Source organism: Mycobacterium sp., assembly GCF_008709575.1.
In the GTDB taxonomy this organism is placed as follows: domain Bacteria; phylum Actinomycetota; class Actinomycetes; order Mycobacteriales; family Mycobacteriaceae; genus Mycobacterium.
On the sequence record NZ_VYIK01000078.1, the window covers coordinates 1 to 15,335 of the forward strand.

The following is a 15,335-nucleotide window of genomic DNA, read 5'->3' on the forward strand; positions in this document are numbered from 1 at the left end:
CGATCATCTTGTGATCGGTCGTTGTTATGAGTTTGTAGACCAGGTTGCCCTTCGGGCCCATGCGGGCCGGGAAAGGTCGTTGAGTTGTCACTTGTGCAGGAGACGTTGCTTCGGTTGTCATGACATAACCTCGATATCAATGACGGATTCGGCCTCATGAGCCGGAACTGTCCGAGACAGTAGGTATGACTCAGCAAGGTAATCTTTGTCTAAATCCACGGATTCAATTGCTGATCAGCGCATTTGGTCCCCGCAATGTCTCACACCACAGATCTCCTCAACGTGGCAAACCGATGTGTTCTGCGCTTAGATTGATGGCCGACCATGCATATCGGATAGGGCCGAAAGTCACAAACCCTCGGTGAGGTAAGGCTGTCCTAGGTCGTATTACGTTGTCCACCAAGGGAATTACCCGGCCGTCGATTCGAACACATCGCCATGGCTTTGACTAGGCCCGTAAGTGCGAAGCACTCTGACATCGGGACGCAGCGCTGTATCGAACCGGCAACTTAGCACTTTCGGAGTCGCGATCCGTCCGACTCGGTGACGACTTGTGCGGCAATGGTTCGCTATCTCCTGCTGAGCGTCAGTGTCCCCGCTGTGGCCAGCACCCGGTCAGCGGTGATCCTTTCGGCTCTGCGAGCCTGGCGTTCGAGGTGACGCTGTTTGGATTGCTCGAACTTGGCGCACGCCTCCTCGAGTTCGGCGACCAGCAGGCCGAGATCGTCGCGCATCCACGCAGCCTCGCCGGTGAAATCCTCCCGCTCGAAAATGCGCCATTTCCTCAGCTGAGGCATCACCACGTCGTCGAGGAAGATGCGCGGGTCGAACACCCCGCCGACGGCGATGATGACGGCCTTACGCCGAAACCCCGGAACCGTGTATCCGGGCATCTTGAAGTTGCGCAGCACCTTGTGCAGGGATCGCATTGCCTGGTCGGGTGCGACCTGGAAGCCGGCATCGGAAATGTCGCGGTAGAAGATCATGTGCAGGTTTTCGTCGGCCGAGACGCGGGCCAGCAGCTGGTTGGCGATGGTGTCGTCGCAGGCCTTACCGGTGTTTCGATGCGAGACGCGGGTGGCCAACTCCTGGAACGACACATAGATGACGGAGTCGAACAGGCTGGTCGCGAAGAGGTCGCCGTCGGTCTGATGGTTCTGTCCCGGGCTGAAGCCGCGGGTTACCTGCTCAAGGCGAAGCTGTTCGAGCGCAACAGGATCGACGGCACGGGTCACGACAAGGTAATCGCGCAGCGCGGTGCTGTGCCGGTTCTCTTCGGCCGTCCAGCGGTTCACCCACTGGCCCCATGGGCCGTCCATGCCGAAGGTCATCGAGATGTGCCGATCGAGAAGACGTTCAGCCACCGGCTCGAGCTCGTTCATCAGCTGCAGGTCGGTCAAAGCGTTGGCCATGGCATCTCCAGTTGTGTGTGTCCGACAGTTACATGCAATATATCTGTGTAAGCAAGTTACATTCAAGTCCGACACGCCGGCAACCAGTGGACGAACAATGCGGATGCCGGTGACGATGTCGGGGTCAACGTCGTCGGTCGTGGAGGCTGCCATGTCGCCGGAGTTGTTGTGGGACAGCGTCGTGACTGTCACTGTGGCGGCCTGGCCCGGACGGTGACACCAAAGGAGTTTTCCGGCGGTCAGACGTCATCCCGGCTGGGGTCGTCGACAGGGGTGACCAGACCGAGATTGCCGTCGTAACGCGGATAGAGCAACTGGCCACGACCGGTGGCCGGATTGGTGAAGAACAAGAAACGCAAGCCGTGCGCACGCAGCCGCATGACCGCGGCATCTTCTGCAAACATCGGTGTCGGACGGGAGTTCACGACCAGCGATACCGGCTGGACGCAGCCGGTCGGCGGCAAACATGACCATCCGGGCGGACACATGCGACGTTGGCGGGCCAGCCGCAGCCCCGAGGGTCCGGCGCGATACACCACCGCATCCTCACCGGTTTCGGCATCGGTAAACAGGTGCACGTCATAGTCCATCGCATCCATCTCGACCACTGCCTGCGCCGGGCTGCCGCGCAGCAGCCTGACCGGCTTGCGGCGGGTGATCACCGCGTCGGCAGGCGCGGTCAACATCAGGCGGGTCCGATCCGGCCAGGGTCGCGGACGCCACGCTGCCCGTACCCGCACGATCTGACGATCCAGCCGCGCCAGTGCCGACGACAGATCGTCGCGGCCGCGGGTGACCGCCTGCACCCGTGTCGGGGTGGCGCGCACCCGCAGATTCACCTGCACCAGCATCGGCCCCCGGGCACAATTCGCCGGGGCAAGCCGCACTCGGGCACCGCCGGTAATCCCCTGATGCTCCAATACACGACCCACCGCACGCGCCGCCCGTTCGGCGTGCGACGCGGCAAGCCGGCCACCGGAAAACACGATGACGTCAGGAAACTCCCGGACTGTCGTCGGTTCGGCGAACACCACCGGCAACCCCACTTTCGTCATCGTGTTGCGTTTATTGCTGCCGCTCGGGAGGACGGGCCAGGGCCGAAGCTTTGTTGGCCGCACGTGCGCCGCGTAGGGCCAAAAGTCCCGACGTCAGATGTGTCGTTGGTCACAACCGGAGACGGGAAAGCGCCAGTTCACGACGGGTATCGGCGGGGTCACGACCCGCTGCGCACTTCGACGTGATCATCTCGGTGGCCGCCACGCTGCCGCGTCCACCACATCCGCGGCGCGACCACTACTCGTCCACATCGCCAGTCCGGCAGCTGCATCCGACGGCCGTGAATCCGGAGAACCGGGATCTGTGCGAGGTCGAACGGGGGTCCGGTCGCGGCGAGCGGGGCTAGTCTGCTCTGGGTATGACCCTGCAACACTCAGCGCGTCGCCGGATCCGCCCGACGATCAAGTGCGTGGGCAGCTGGTGGGGTGAGCGGGGATGACCGTGCGCATCGGCACGTCGGGATGGTCTTACGACCACTGGGCGGGCGTGCTCTACCCGCCCGGCCTGTCGCCCGCGCGTCGGTTGGCCCGCTACGCCGAAGTGTTCGACACTGTCGAACTCAACGCCAGTTTCTACCGCTGGCCGAGGGATTCGACCTTCGCGGGGTGGCGCGCACAGTTGCCCGCCGGGTTCGCGATGTCGGTCAAGGCGCACCGCGGATTGACGCATTACCGACGGCTGGCGGCGCCACAAACATGGATCGCGCGCTTTGAACGGTGTTGGCAGTTGCTCGGGGATCGCGCCGGCGTGCTGCTGGTGCAGTTGTCTCCCGAACAGCGTCGCGACGACGCACGCCTGGACTCCTTCCTGGTCAGTGTGCCGTCGGTGATCCGGGTGGCCGTCGAACTGCGGCATCCGTCGTGGAACGACCCTGCGGTGTACGCACTGCTGGAGAACCGGCAGGCAGCCTACGTGGTGATGAGCGGCGCCGGGCTGCCCTGTATCCCACGCGCCACCACCGATTTCGTCTACATCCGGATGCACGGCACTGACCCGGATGCGATGTATGCAGGTTCATATTCGCCGGACGAGCTGCGGCGGTGGGCCGACCTGATCACCGAATGGAACGACGCCCGCCGCGACGTGTGGATGTATTTCAACAACGACGCACACGGTTATGCCGTACGCAACGCGCAGTTGTTGCAAGGGTTTTTGCGGTGAGCACATCCGAGTAGGGTGGCAGTCATGGATAGCTCGAATACCTTCGTCATCGTCGGCGGTGGACTCGCCGGAGCAAAAGCAGCAGAAGCGTTGCGCGACCAAAATTTCGGTGGCCAAATCGTTCTCATTGCCGAAGAAGAGCGGCTGCCCTACGAACGGCCGCCGCTGTCCAAGGAATTTCTTGCCGGCAAGAAATCGCTCAGCGATTTCACCGTGCACGATTTCGCCTGGTATCGCGACCACGAAATCGATCTGCGGCTGGGGGTACGAGCGGTGGCGGTGGACCCGGCCGCGCATAGCGTCAGTCTGGCCGACGGTGCCGTCATCGGCTACGACAAGCTGCTCTTGGCCACGGGATCGCGGTCCCGCCATCTGCCGGTCCCCGGCGCCGACGCCGACGGAGTCCACTATCTGAGAACGTTCGACGACGCCGCAGCTCTGGACGCGGCGCTGGGCAACGGCTCGTCGCTGGCGGTAGTGGGCGCCGGGTGGATCGGGCTGGAAGTTGCCGCCAGCGCTCGCCAGCGCGGCGTCGAGGTCACCGTCGTCGAAGCGGCCAAACTGCCGTTACTGGCCGCGCTCGGGGCAGAAGTCGGCGCGGTGTTCGCCGCCTTGCACCGCGACCACGGCGTTGACCTACGGCTCGAGTCACAGGTCAGCGACATCGCCACCGTCGACGGCAAGGCCACCGGACTGCGGTTGCGCGACGGTTCGGTGGTCGGTGCCGACGCAGTTCTGGTGGCTGTCGGTGCGCAGCCCAATATCGAACTCGCCCGAGCCGCCGGGTTGTCGACGGGCGACGGCGGTGTTTTGGTCGACGCGTCGCTGCGCAGCAGCGATCCCGACATCTACGCGGTCGGTGATATCGCCGCGGCCGAGCATCCCCTGTTCGCCGAGCGTATCCGCACCGAGCACTGGGCCAATGCGCTCAAGCAGCCTGCGGCGGCGGTGGCCGGGATGCTCGGCGCAGCGGCCCGATACGACGAGTTGCCGTATTTTTTCACCGACCAGTACGACCTGGGCATGGAGTACGCCGGCCACGCACCCCGATATAGCCGGGTGGTGTTCCGAGGCGACGTCGCCGGGCGCGAATTCGTCGCGTTCTGGCTCGACAGCGGCGACCGAGTGCTGGCCGGGATGAACGTCAACATCTGGGATGTGCTCGACGACGTCAAAAACCTGATCTGGTCGCAACGTCCGGTGGACCCGCAGCGGCTGGCCGATCCGACGGTACCGTTGGGCGAATTGGCCGGCTAAAGCGTGTCGAGGGGCCGCCAGGTGTGCTCGACAACCGTGGGTAGGCGCAATGACTGCAACCGGTCCCGCTCCGCGCGTCGACGCTTGACCCGCAGGCGGGCGTCACCGGGCAGGGTGAGCAGTTCGTCACAGGTCAGGTAGTAGACGTCGTCCACCGCATCAAGGAGGTCGGCAGCGATCAGTCGGGATCCAAACTCCCGCAACGTCATTCTTAGATCATGGGTGAACCGCATGGTGCAGTCGTAGGCGGTCTCGCGGGACAGCTGGGCGTTGGCGGCCAGCCGCGCGGTCAGGTTGGTCGTCGGCTCCTCAAGCGCGGGGCGCGGGCCGGCCGGCGAGGCTGCGGCGCCAACGAGCACCATCGCCGGATCGTCGCCGAACACCGGGTTGGCCAACTCGACTTCCCCCGGTCCCCGGTGAGCGACCCGGGAAATCGCGGCATCGACGTCGGCGGCGACGGTCGGAGCGATCACCCTGATACCCGCCAGATCACCCCGCTCGGCCACCGCAAGCACCCGCGGATCGCGACGCAGCAGCGCCGCCAGCTCGGTGGTGAGTGCGGCGACATGATGGCTCTCCAGCAGGGCCTGGACCCCCGGTACCGGCGAACCGGCGGCCGTGCGCTCCAGCGCTGCGGTCGTGATGCCGGTATCGATCAGCCACAACGCGGTAAGACCCCAGCCCTGCTGAATCCGATCTCTCAGCAGGCGGATTCGAGCCTGCAAACGAGCTTCGGGCAGCGAACACAGCTGTGCGGCATCGAGGTGCTCGTCCGCCGCGGCGTCGCGGTAGGTCTGGGTGTCGGCCTTCAGGCGGCGCAGCATCGCGAGCGCCCGGGTAGTGACAACGGCCTTGGCGGCCGATTTGAGCAGCCCGTCGGCCAGCGGCGGACGCCCCTGTGGCAACAGTTCGCCGACCTGCGTGCCGCCCAGTGCGTGCTCGATGACTGCCTGCTCGTCCCAGCCAGGTAGCTGGCTGGCTGCGAGCACGCCGGCCGACACGCCGACATACGGGCGATGGCCGAGCACCGCGATGGCCCGGTTACCCCACTCGGCGGCTGCTACCTCGCCGAGTGCCATCACCCGGCCCAGCAGCCGGGTGGCCGCGCGCAAACCACCGAGCTGCACGTCCAGGGTCATCGGGGTCAGCGGTCCGGGCAGTGTCTCGGCGAACGGCGCTGCGCTAAAGACCGGGAACCGCGGATCGATCCGATCGTCGAACTCGCCCTCCAGCCCGTCCGGCGCGGCGCAGTGCAGCGGAGTGCCGTCGGACGAGCCAGAGCGCGGCGGGGGTTCCCACGACAACGGCAGATGACCGGGCAGGTCAACGACCCCGCCGAGGTCGAGCTTGCGACCGGTGAGTCCGCGTGCGGTATCGGTGAGGGCATCACATGCCGACCACGCGAACTCGAATTTCCAATTTTCTTGCAGCGAAGCACTATTCATATCAGAAGGCAGCTGCGCCCAGGTTCGGGTTCGACGCGATGGTTGGTCGACCGACCTTAGCAGCTGCCGCGCCTGGGTCCGGTTTGTCGTGCCCGGTGCCGCGAGATCCACTACACCGGTGGTGTTCGCGGTGACCGCGAGGGCCAAGAACCGGACCAGATCCTCGAGGTGCAGCAGCTGCAACGGCTGCACCGCGTTGTCGCCGTGCGACCGGCCGCCCAGCAGGGTGGCCACCGTCCGGCAGACCATCCAGTCGAGTTGGCGGCCCACCGGCAGCGCTATCCGGATGATCAGGCTGGGCGCCCAGCCGCTGGACACCAGCGTCTCGGCGTGGGAGTGCAGCGCCGGCTCGCCGGCTGCCTGAGAGACGAAAATGAGCCGTGCCCCGGCCCGGGCGGCAGCATCGGTGACGCGCACGACGCCATTGATCCCGGCGCTGCCGGGCACCCCGGGATCGATCGGGGCAAGATGGGCGACCACGTCCGATTCGTCGGCCAGTCGCTGCAGGATCGCGCCTCCCAGTGGTGCCTGCACGAAGTCGACCTCGGGATCCAGCTGGTCATGCGGGTAGCGAGCGATACCGCTCACCGCGTGGCCGGCTGCCGTCAGCTGCCGCGCCGTCATCCGCCCGAGGACGCCGGTGACGCCGGTGACTAGGATCCGCATGACTGCCCCTCCCGGTGTCTACCCCCGACAATAGGCACGCCGACAGGGTTGCCAACAAGCCTAGGACTCTAACGTCAGAATTTCAGGCCGGCGGTACCGTCCGCGTGGACTTCGACCTCGGCACCGGCGATGTCGTCACGCACGGTTACCTCCGCCGAGGCCGCATCCGGTATCAGCGCCAGAGTGCGTGCCCCGTCGGGCGTACGAACGGCCAAGAACGCCTTCTCGGGCCGTCCGTCGCGGTCAAACGGGGTGGTCCAGGCTTCGACGCTGCCGATGCCTTCCCACTCCACCACCCCCCGGCGGGTCGGTTCTCGATCGACTTCGGCTTGCACGTCTTCCCAGCGAAACTCCGCTGATGGCGGCTCGGTGCCGTACACCCCGAAGCTGTGTTTGGTCAAGTAACCGCCGTTGGCGGTGATCAGACCGTGTCGGCCCGGGTTGGCGGTCAGCAGTTCGGCCATTGTCGCGATCGAGTGGGTGACGTAATTGTTCCACGGGCCACCGGCAAAAGTCATTCCGCCGGTCACGGTCAGCGGCCGGGCCGGATCGTCGGTCGCCAACCCGAGCTCGGCCGCCGCGACCTGGACGGCGGACGGGAAGCACGAGTAGAGGTCGACGTAGTCGACGTCATCGATGTCCAGGCCGGATAGCGCCAGGGCCCGTCGCCCGCCGATCCGGATCGCCGGGCTGCGATGCAGTTCAGCACGTTCGCTGATCGCGTAGGTGTCGTGGGCATCGGTGCCCGCATACGGGTAAACCCAGCGCTCGGCCGGTATCTGCAAGCGGGTTGCGGTCTGGACCGACGTCAAAAGCAGGGCCGCTCCCTGATCAACCATGTTGTTGGAGTTCATCAACTTGGTGTAGGGCCAACTGATCATCCGGTTCGACGGCCCAGGCTGCCAAATCTCTTCAGCGTCGATGTGTTCACGGATCCAGGCGTGGGGATTGTGGACCGCCACCGCGTTGAACCGCGCCCACAACTCGCCAATGCGCTTGCGGTGATCATCGACCGACTCGCCGATGCTGATCCGCAGCGCCTGTTCGAATATCGGGTAGACGTAGGCGGGGCGATCCAGCTTGATCCGCAGTTCCGCGGGGCCGGCCAGCGGGACGTTGTCCTCGCCGCCGGTCGCGATAGGGACCGATTCGTCCTGGTGGGTCCATTCGAGTTTGCGGCCCTGCGCGCGCAACTGCATTCTGGTGCGCCAGGTTTCCGCTCCGGCGATCAGCACCACGTCAGCTCGGCCGTGTTGGATGTCCAGGCAGGCCCGGTTCACCAGCGTTTGGGGCACGTTGCCACCCACACCGCTGTAGCCGGTGTTGAACTGCACGGCGCCGATGCGCTGGCCCAGCAGCAGACCGGGATCGCGATAGTGCGCCGAGAACAGGTTCACCACCCGGATTGAGTCGACCGCGGCCAGCACCCGCGCCTCGGCGGCTTCCCGAGCGGCCGCGGCCATCAGGTCCACGGGTTCAGTGCCCGGGCCGGTCTCTCGCTGGTTGACCTGGCCGTAGCCGATCAGCACCGGGGTCCGTGGGTCGACGGGCATAGCTGCACCTTTCAGAACTGAGGATGCGAGGCAAAAAGCACCCCGTCGTCGATCAGTCGTTCGGTTTCCTCGGTGCTGATCTGCAGCACCTTGCGGCAGATCTCGCGCGTGTCTTGGCCGGGCAGCGGCGCGGGCCGTTGCGGAGCCGGCGGGATGTGCCGAAACGGCGCCGGACCGGTTTCGGCCGGCAGCGGATGGTCGATCAGGGGATGAGTCATGGCGGAAAACAGCTTGCGCCGGCGCAGTTGCGGGTCTTCGAGAATGTCGGGCGGGCGGTTCATTTGCCCGGCCGGCACTCCTGCTGCCTGCAGCGCCCGGGCGACCTGCATCGGTGCGCGAGTGCGGGTCCACTCCGCCACCGCCGCCACCAGCTCCCGGTGGTGGGCGATGCGCGCTTCGCCAGTGGCGAACCGCGAGTCGGCAGCCAGCTTGGGAAAACCGAAAATGGTTGTCGCGGTTTGCCAATCGGCATCTGATCGGATCGAGATGACACACCACTCGTCGTCACCGGCGCACGGGCAGACGGCGTGCACGGCGGTGTCGGCGCGCACGGCGTGACCGGCGTCCCGCGCTGCCTCGGCGACGTAGCGGGTGTCGAGCTGGTTCACGACGGCCTCGGCCTGAGAGACATGGACCCGGGCTCCCCCGCCGGTGCGGTCGCGGTGGATCAGTGCCGCCAGCGCGCCGATCGCGGTGATCCGTCCGATCACGTGATCCGGGAAGACCGTCGTCGCGTCGTAGAACGGGTGCCGCCTGGCGTCGGCTGCGGCTTCCTCGGAGGTCCACAGCTTGGTGACCCCCGTCGTGGCGCGCACCAACGGGCCATAGCCCAGCCGGGCGCTCCACGGTCCGGAGTCGCCGAATGCGCTGCTCTCAGCGAGCACAATCCGCGGGTTGATGCTGTGCAGCACTTCATATGGAAAGCCAAGTGCAGCAAGGGTTCCCGGTTTGAAATTGGCGAATACCGCATCCGCTTCGGCGATCAGGCGGCCGAAAATCCGGTTGCCCTGCGGGTTGCGCAGATCCACTCCGAAACCGAGATTGTTGCGGTGCGTCCAGGCGAACGATTCACTCATCGCCTCGCCGACGCGAGCCTGCCGCAAACCGTCGGGATAGTCGAGGCTTTCGACTTTGATGACCTCGGCACCGAGATCACCGAATAACCGGCTGCATTCCCCGCCGGCGACAATGACGCCGAGATCGACGATTCGCAGCCCGTCGAACGGTCGGCGCCCCCCGGGGGGCGCCGAGATGATCGCGGGCCCGGCTGACCAGCAAGCGTCGTCACGCCCGGCGGGCGGTGCCGCCATCCGGAAACCCGAACGTGCCCCGTCGACGCGGAAATAACCGACCGGCACGGTGGTGGTCATCCCCGGCGCGAGTTCGGCGTCGGCAACCGCGCCCACCGACCGGAAGTGCTCGGAGGCCAGGATCTGCGGCGGGGACAACACAGCGGCGATCGGGACCCCATGGGCTTGCCCGGTCGCCACCAGCGCTTCCATGCTCTGCAGAGCAAACAACTCCTCGATCAGCACACTGATCCGCGGCCAGGCGGCGAACCGTTCCGCGATCACGTCGTAGCGCGGGTCTTGGAATTCCGGCGGCTCCCCGAGCCAATGGCGCAGGCCGCGCCACTGCCGCGGTGACATCACGCACAGCCGGACGTACCCGTCGCTGCAGCGGTAGATCGGGTAGGCGTCCTGATTTTTCGGTCGTCCCCGCCACCGATCGGGGCTGCGGATGCCGGCAGCCGCCTGGCCATGCGCACCGAATGCCGGGTCGAGCGCCATCACAACCGCATCGAATCGGGAAAAGTCGATGTAATCGCCGATACCGCACCGTAACCGGTGATAGTAGGCGACGAGGGCGCACCAGGCTGCTTGCACCGCGGCGGTGGCCGAGGCGATGCCGTCGGGCGGCAACACCGGCGTCCCGGTGGTCGGTCCGGAGCGAGACAGTGCCCCCGACAGCGCGTAGAACACCGGGTCGGTGGCCCGCCAGCACGAGCGCGGCCCGTCAGTGCCGAAATCGGTGACCGACAGCACCACCAGCTGAGGATGCCGGTCGGCCAATTCTTGGCTGGTGATGCCGTAGGCGGCGCACTGGCCGGGCATGCCGCTGTCGACGAGGATGTCGGCGCTGCCGGCCAGTTCACCGAGGCGGGCGCGGTCGGCCCGGTCGGATGGGTCCAGCACCGTGCTGCGCTTGTTCGCGTTGTGCAGCGCAAACGGCAGGCTCGTTGCGGCCAGCATCGGGGCCTGGGTACGCGCCGGGCTGCCGCCGGGAGGTTCGACCTTGAGAACGTCGGCACCCAGATCGGCCATCAGGCGACTCACCGGATCGCCTTCGGCGCCGGACAGGTCCAGCACCCGCAGCGACGCCAGTAGCCCTGCGCTATCGACCATGGCCACAGCGTACTGGGCCTGCTTGCCCGCATCGGCCTGGTGTTGGCGGCACGGGTCACGGCGTCGCCCGGCCTGCACGTAACCTGGTGAGATGTCCGGTGTTGTGGGCGGGGTCGCCGCTGAATCCGACCCGCTGCTGAGCCAGCTTTCGGTGTTGCACCGGTTCCGGATCTACCTCGACATCGGCGTGGTCGTGGCGGTGTTGGCGGCTACGAACCTGATCGCGCATTTCACGACACCATGGGCCGGCGCTGCCACGGTTCCGGCTGTGGCCGTCGGTTTGATGATCTTGTTGCGCGCCAACGGTGTCGGCTGGGCGGAGCTGGGGCTGGGCCGGGAGCACTGGAAATCCGGGGTGGCTTACGCACTGGCCGCGGTGACCGTCGCGGCAGCGGTGATCGCCGCCGGTGCGGTGCTGCCTCTCACGCGGCCGATGTTCATGAACAACCATTACGCGACGATCTCCGGGGCGCTGCTCGCCGCGGTGATCGTCATCCCGCTGCAGACCGCGATCCCCGAGGAGTTGGTCTTTCGCGGCGTATTGCACGGTGCGCTGAGCCGGGCCTGGGGCTTCCGCGGTGCCGCGGTGGCGGGCTCACTGCTGTTCGGGCTGTGGCACATCGCCGCGTCGTTGAGTTTGACCGGCAGCAATGTCGGTTTCACCCGGCTGTTCGGCGGCGGGGTGGTCGGCATGCTGATCGGTGTGACGCTGGCGGTGCTCGCAACCGGGACGGCCGGATTCGTCTTGAGCTGGCTGCGTCGGCGCAGCGGCAGCCTCATCGCCCCGATCGCGCTGCACTGGTCGCTCAACGGCATGGGCGCGCTGGCCGCCGCGCTGGCGTGGCAGCTGTCCTGAACCGGTTCACACCAGCAGCACGGCGGCGCCGGCGATGCGGCCCTCGCTGAGATCGGACAGTGCCCGGTCAGCTTGCGCCAGCGGATATTCCGGTGTGGTCACCTTGATGTGGTGCTGCCCGGCGAAGTCGAGGAAGGCCCGCGCATCGGCGCGGGTGTTCGACGTTACCGACCTGATTTGCCGCTCCTGGAACAGGTGGCGCTGGTAGTTCAGGGCCGGTATATCGCTGAGGTGGATGCCGGCGATGGCCAGTGTGCCGCCCCGGTCCAGCGCTGCCAGCGCCGGCAGCACCAGCTCGCCGACCGGGGCGAACAGAATCGCGGCGTCCAGCGGCACCGGTGGCGGATCGGCGGCGCCCTGAACTGACGCGGCACCCAGTTCCAGCGCCAATGCCCGGGCTTTGTCGCCCCGGGTCATCACGTGCAGCTCCGCGCCCTGCGCCAGCGCAACCTGGGCGGTGATGTGTGCGCTGCCGCCAAAGCCGTACAGACCCAACCGCCCCCCGGGCGGCAGCTGGGCGCGCAGCAGGGCGCGGTAGCCGATAATGCCGGCGCACAGCAGCGGCGCCAACTCGCTGTCGCTGTAGCCGGTCGGCAGATGGTGAGCGAAAGCTGCCGGAACAGTGGCAAATTCGGCGTACCCGCCGTCGGCATCCCAACCGGTGTAACGTGATTCCGGGCACAAGTTCTCAGCGCCCCGGCGGCAGTACTTGCACGTCCCGCATGTGTGCCGCAGCCAGGCGATGCCAACGCGGTCTCCCACAGCGAAATCGGCGGCGGCCGCTGAGCCCACCGCTGAGCCCACCGCTGAGCCCACCGCTGAGCCCACCGCTGAGCCCACCTCGATGACCTCGCCTACCACCTCGTGCCCGGGTATCACCCGGTCGCGGTGCACGGGAAGATCACCCTCGGCGACGTGCAGATCGGTGCGGCAGACCCCGCAGGCGTGCACCGCTACCAGGAGCTCGTCGGGCGCCGGATGTGGCACTTCGGTGGTGACCCATTCCAGCGGTCCGGTGTTCATCGGGCCGGGTCGGCGCACCTGCCATGCCCGCATCGCGGTGGGCGTCAGTGGTGTCCGCTCAGGACGATCCGCATCATTTTGAGGTTGATGCGAGCGAACCTCCAGAACTGCACGAGCAGATTCTGGCGCATCCGCAGTGTGGTGCGGGTGGGCAAAGGAGCGTAGGCGATGCTTTCCGCGATTTGGTTGTTCGCCTCGAAGTCGGTGGTGTTGTCGTCCACGGGCGCGCCTTTCACTCCGGAATCAGCCACCAGAACGGTTTGGCCTTGGCCTTGTAGATGAACATGTAGTGCAGCATCAGCTTGATCCAGTGGCCGGCCAGGCCGAGTTCGCCGAACGTGCCGGAGATGTCACGACCGGTCTGCGGATATTTAACCGGGTCGGGAACCACCGGGAACATCGTCATCGACGCGGCCGAGCCCTGGCGCAAACCGGTGCCGGCCGAGGCCACGCAGGCCGCGCCCATGGTGGCCATCGAGGCGCGGTGCGCGGCGGCTTCGGGGTTTTTGATGCGGTCCCGGATGGTCTCGGCGACCGTTTTTGCCATGACGCCCGACGGCATGCCGGTGCGCGGCGGGCTGGGGGTGATCACCGTTCCGTTGACGCTCTTGCGCGGTTTGGAGATCGGGTGCGGAGGCGCGAACGCGATGCCCGGCGCGAAGATGTTCGGGTAGGCCGGCGACTCGTAGGTGTGCGGCCAATCGTCGGCCGACCACTCCTCGTACGGCTTGCCCGAGTAGTCGGCGTCGACCTTGAGAAAGCCCGACGGCGCGAAGAGCACAGAGGTGATGTCGTTGCCGTCCTTGTCGTAGGCGGCGAGGTCGACGCCTCTGAACGGGGGCAGCAGCATCGCGAAGTCGAAGTCGAGGTCACGCTCCTTGCCGTCGAGTTGCTCGTAGCGCAGCTTGCCGTCCATGACCTCGCGCACGGCGGCCTGCGTGATCGCCTTGACGCCGCGCTCACGAAACAGCGACTCGGTCCACATCCGGCTGGACTGCAGGAAGCCTTTATCCTCGAACTGCATGCCGTCGACGCCGAAGTCGCCCAGCTCGTACTCATTGGTGAGGTAGTAGATCTCGGCGAGGTCCCGCACGCCGGCCATGCGCAGCGTGTGCTCCACATTGAACGTGTATTCGAACGCCGCGCCCTCGCACGTGCACGTGCCGTGTCCGACGCCGATGACCAGGCGCTGCTTTTCGCCAGTCTTCAGTTTGGCGATGACTCGCTGCAACGCCTTGGCCGTCTCGGCGGCATGCTCGGCGGTGCACACCGAATAAGAGTGGCCGTCCGGTCCGAGTCCGGGTGTGGCCGCGAAATTCAGCTTCGGGCCGGTGGCGTTGATCAGGTAGTCATAGGTCAAGTTGCCGGTCTGGCCGTGGTGCTCCTCGTCGGTGTAGGTGAAATCCACCGACGGCGACGGCTCCTCACGGGTGCCTTCCGGGCGGATTGCCGTGGCCCGCGCCTGGTGGAACACGATCCCTTTGCGGTCGTAGATCGGCTTGAGCGGAATGAGGACCTTCCTCGGCGCCATCCGGCCGACACCGACCCAGATGTTCGACGGGATCCAGTTCCAGTCCGCATTGGGCGACACCACCGCGATCTCGTGATTCTTCGACAGCCACCGGCGCAGGTGCAAGGCCGCGGTGTGACCCGCGATGCCGGCACCGAGGACGACGATTCGTGCCATTTGGGCCTCCTTCGTCAGATCTGGCCACACAGTCGATGTGGCTCAAAGCCGAGTGTAGTACCCCTAGGGGTATAAATCACAGCCCGGATCGGACCGGGAGCAGCATGGGTCGGTACCCGTTCACGCGGGTCCGTCGCCACCCCAACCGGGTCGGGTTCATCCTGCGGGGAGGGCAACGACATCACATTCTGCAGCCACGATGCCCGGGATGCAGATTCGGATATCCAGCGCCCGGAGAGGGCGGACGCATCTGCCGATCGCCCTGATCCGCTCAGCCGGGGCAACCGCACTGTGGCCTCCTACGACCTCCGTATCAGGCCGACAATCCACAATAAAAGCACCGAACCCAGGACCGCGGCGAACAAGGTAAACCACCAGCCGCCGGCCGCGGTGTCGACGACGAAGCTGAGCAAAAAGCCGCCGATCAATGCCCCGATGACGCCGATCCCGATATTCATCAGGATGCCGGCCCCGCTGCCCCGGACGATTTTGCCGGCGATCCAGCCGGCGATGCCGCCGATGATGATGTAGGCGACCGGCCCGACAGCGGTCAGGGTGGTCGAACGGGCCAGAACGTCGATGCCGGCCAAGCTGTCCATCCGCCTCTCCTTGCGGCCTCGGTGCCGTCGCGGTGCCATCTCAGTGCCGTCGCGGTGCCATCTCAATGCCATCTCAGTGCCGTCGGTCAAGCCCGGCACCGGACGGTCAGTCGGGTCTAGCCGTGAGCGTAGCGGGTGTCGCAGCCCGCCGGGGACTATTCAACGTGCCTCACGTACTTTGAGCGCGTGGCCGGTGGTGGTGCCTCAGCTAGTTT

Annotated in this window: 12 protein-coding genes; 3 read left to right on the plus strand and 9 right to left on the minus strand. The window is 66.3% G+C overall.

The features are described 5' to 3' along the window. Nucleotides 1-569: 569 nt before the first annotated feature. Nucleotides 570-1,412 (minus strand): acyl-ACP desaturase, encoded by an 843-nt coding sequence (locus F6Q13_RS15320; RefSeq protein ID WP_293058176.1) that lies wholly within the window; start codon nt 1,410-1,412, stop codon nt 570-572. A gap of 239 nt (nt 1,413-1,651) precedes the next feature. Then, on the minus strand, nt 1,652-2,467 hold the full coding sequence (locus tag F6Q13_RS15325; protein WP_293058178.1) for a sigma 54 modulation/S30EA ribosomal C-terminal domain-containing protein: 816 nt from the start codon (nt 2,465-2,467) through the stop codon (nt 1,652-1,654). Between the two features lie 436 nt (nt 2,468-2,903). Between F6Q13_RS15325 and F6Q13_RS15330 the strand changes: the two genes are divergently transcribed. Both F6Q13_RS15330 and F6Q13_RS15335 read left to right on the plus strand, forming a co-directional pair. Further along, nucleotides 2,904-3,629 carry a DUF72 domain-containing protein gene (locus F6Q13_RS15330; protein ID WP_293058179.1) on the plus strand — a complete coding sequence of 242 codons (726 nt, stop codon included), beginning with the start codon at nt 2,904-2,906 and terminating at the stop codon, nt 3,627-3,629. Nucleotides 3,630-3,653: 24 nt separating this feature from the next. After that, on the plus strand, nt 3,654-4,886 hold the full coding sequence (locus F6Q13_RS15335) for an FAD-dependent oxidoreductase (protein ID WP_293058181.1): 1,233 nt from the start codon (nt 3,654-3,656) through the stop codon (nt 4,884-4,886). Here F6Q13_RS15335 and F6Q13_RS15340 read toward each other — a convergent pair. The 3 genes from F6Q13_RS15340 to F6Q13_RS15350 all read right to left on the minus strand — a co-directional run bounded on the left by F6Q13_RS15340 (nt 4,883) and on the right by F6Q13_RS15350 (nt 10,955). Continuing rightward, the gene (locus tag F6Q13_RS15340) at nt 4,883-6,997 is read right to left on the minus strand and encodes an NAD-dependent epimerase/dehydratase family protein (RefSeq protein WP_293058183.1); all 2,115 of its coding nucleotides are present in this window, start codon (nt 6,995-6,997) and stop codon (nt 4,883-4,885) included. The genes F6Q13_RS15335 and F6Q13_RS15340 overlap by 4 nt on opposite strands. 74 nt (nt 6,998-7,071) lie before the next feature. Further along, nucleotides 7,072-8,550 carry an acetyl-CoA acetyltransferase gene (locus F6Q13_RS15345; RefSeq protein WP_293058186.1) on the minus strand — a complete coding sequence of 493 codons (1,479 nt, stop codon included), beginning with the start codon at nt 8,548-8,550 and terminating at the stop codon, nt 7,072-7,074. Between the two features lie 11 nt (nt 8,551-8,561). Beyond that, nucleotides 8,562-10,955 (minus strand): CaiB/BaiF CoA-transferase family protein, encoded by a 2,394-nt coding sequence (locus F6Q13_RS15350; RefSeq protein ID WP_293058189.1) that lies wholly within the window; start codon nt 10,953-10,955, stop codon nt 8,562-8,564. A gap of 91 nt (nt 10,956-11,046) precedes the next feature. Between F6Q13_RS15350 and F6Q13_RS15355 the strand changes: the two genes are divergently transcribed. Then, complete coding sequence (locus F6Q13_RS15355) at nt 11,047-11,811, plus strand: CPBP family intramembrane glutamic endopeptidase (RefSeq protein ID WP_293058192.1); 765 nt, start codon at nt 11,047-11,049, stop codon at nt 11,809-11,811. Between the two features lie 6 nt (nt 11,812-11,817). Here the strand turns inward: F6Q13_RS15355 and F6Q13_RS15360 are convergent, their stop codons facing one another. The 4 genes from F6Q13_RS15360 to F6Q13_RS15375 all read right to left on the minus strand — a co-directional run bounded on the left by F6Q13_RS15360 (nt 11,818) and on the right by F6Q13_RS15375 (nt 15,120). Then, complete coding sequence (locus F6Q13_RS15360; protein ID WP_293058195.1) at nt 11,818-12,867, minus strand: zinc-binding alcohol dehydrogenase family protein; 1,050 nt, start codon at nt 12,865-12,867, stop codon at nt 11,818-11,820. 11 nt (nt 12,868-12,878) lie between these two features. Then, nucleotides 12,879-13,055 carry a hypothetical protein gene (locus F6Q13_RS15365; RefSeq protein WP_293058198.1) on the minus strand — a complete coding sequence of 59 codons (177 nt, stop codon included), beginning with the start codon at nt 13,053-13,055 and terminating at the stop codon, nt 12,879-12,881. Between the two features lie 11 nt (nt 13,056-13,066). After that, on the minus strand, nt 13,067-14,521 hold the full coding sequence (locus tag F6Q13_RS15370) for an FAD/NAD(P)-binding oxidoreductase (RefSeq protein ID WP_293058201.1): 1,455 nt from the start codon (nt 14,519-14,521) through the stop codon (nt 13,067-13,069). A 299-nt stretch (nt 14,522-14,820) separates the two neighbouring features. Then, complete coding sequence (locus F6Q13_RS15375; RefSeq protein WP_293058204.1) at nt 14,821-15,120, minus strand: GlsB/YeaQ/YmgE family stress response membrane protein; 300 nt, start codon at nt 15,118-15,120, stop codon at nt 14,821-14,823. Nucleotides 15,121-15,335: the final 215 nt, after the last annotated feature.

What these genes read in the sequence shown, in the direction of transcription:
- F6Q13_RS15320 (WP_293058176.1), bottom strand. Translation starts at nt 1,412, where the DNA reads ATGGCCAACGCTTTGACCGACCTGCAGCTGATGAACGAGCTCGAGCCG.
- F6Q13_RS15325 (WP_293058178.1), bottom strand. Translation starts at nt 2,467, where the DNA reads ATGACGAAAGTGGGGTTGCCGGTGGTGTTCGCCGAACCGACGACAGTC.
- F6Q13_RS15330 (WP_293058179.1), top strand. Translation starts at nt 2,904, where the DNA reads ATGACCGTGCGCATCGGCACGTCGGGATGGTCTTACGACCACTGGGCG.
- F6Q13_RS15335 (WP_293058181.1), top strand. Translation starts at nt 3,654, where the DNA reads ATGGATAGCTCGAATACCTTCGTCATCGTCGGCGGTGGACTCGCCGGA.
- F6Q13_RS15340 (WP_293058183.1), bottom strand. Translation starts at nt 6,997, where the DNA reads ATGCGGATCCTAGTCACCGGCGTCACCGGCGTCCTCGGGCGGATGACG.
- F6Q13_RS15345 (WP_293058186.1), bottom strand. Translation starts at nt 8,550, where the DNA reads ATGCCCGTCGACCCACGGACCCCGGTGCTGATCGGCTACGGCCAGGTC.
- F6Q13_RS15350 (WP_293058189.1), bottom strand. Translation starts at nt 10,955, where the DNA reads ATGGTCGATAGCGCAGGGCTACTGGCGTCGCTGCGGGTGCTGGACCTG.
- F6Q13_RS15355 (WP_293058192.1), top strand. Translation starts at nt 11,047, where the DNA reads ATGTCCGGTGTTGTGGGCGGGGTCGCCGCTGAATCCGACCCGCTGCTG.
- F6Q13_RS15360 (WP_293058195.1), bottom strand. Translation starts at nt 12,867, where the DNA reads ATGCGGGCATGGCAGGTGCGCCGACCCGGCCCGATGAACACCGGACCG.
- F6Q13_RS15370 (WP_293058201.1), bottom strand. Translation starts at nt 14,521, where the DNA reads ATGGCACGAATCGTCGTCCTCGGTGCCGGCATCGCGGGTCACACCGCG.
- F6Q13_RS15375 (WP_293058204.1), bottom strand. Translation starts at nt 15,120, where the DNA reads ATGGACAGCTTGGCCGGCATCGACGTTCTGGCCCGTTCGACCACCCTG.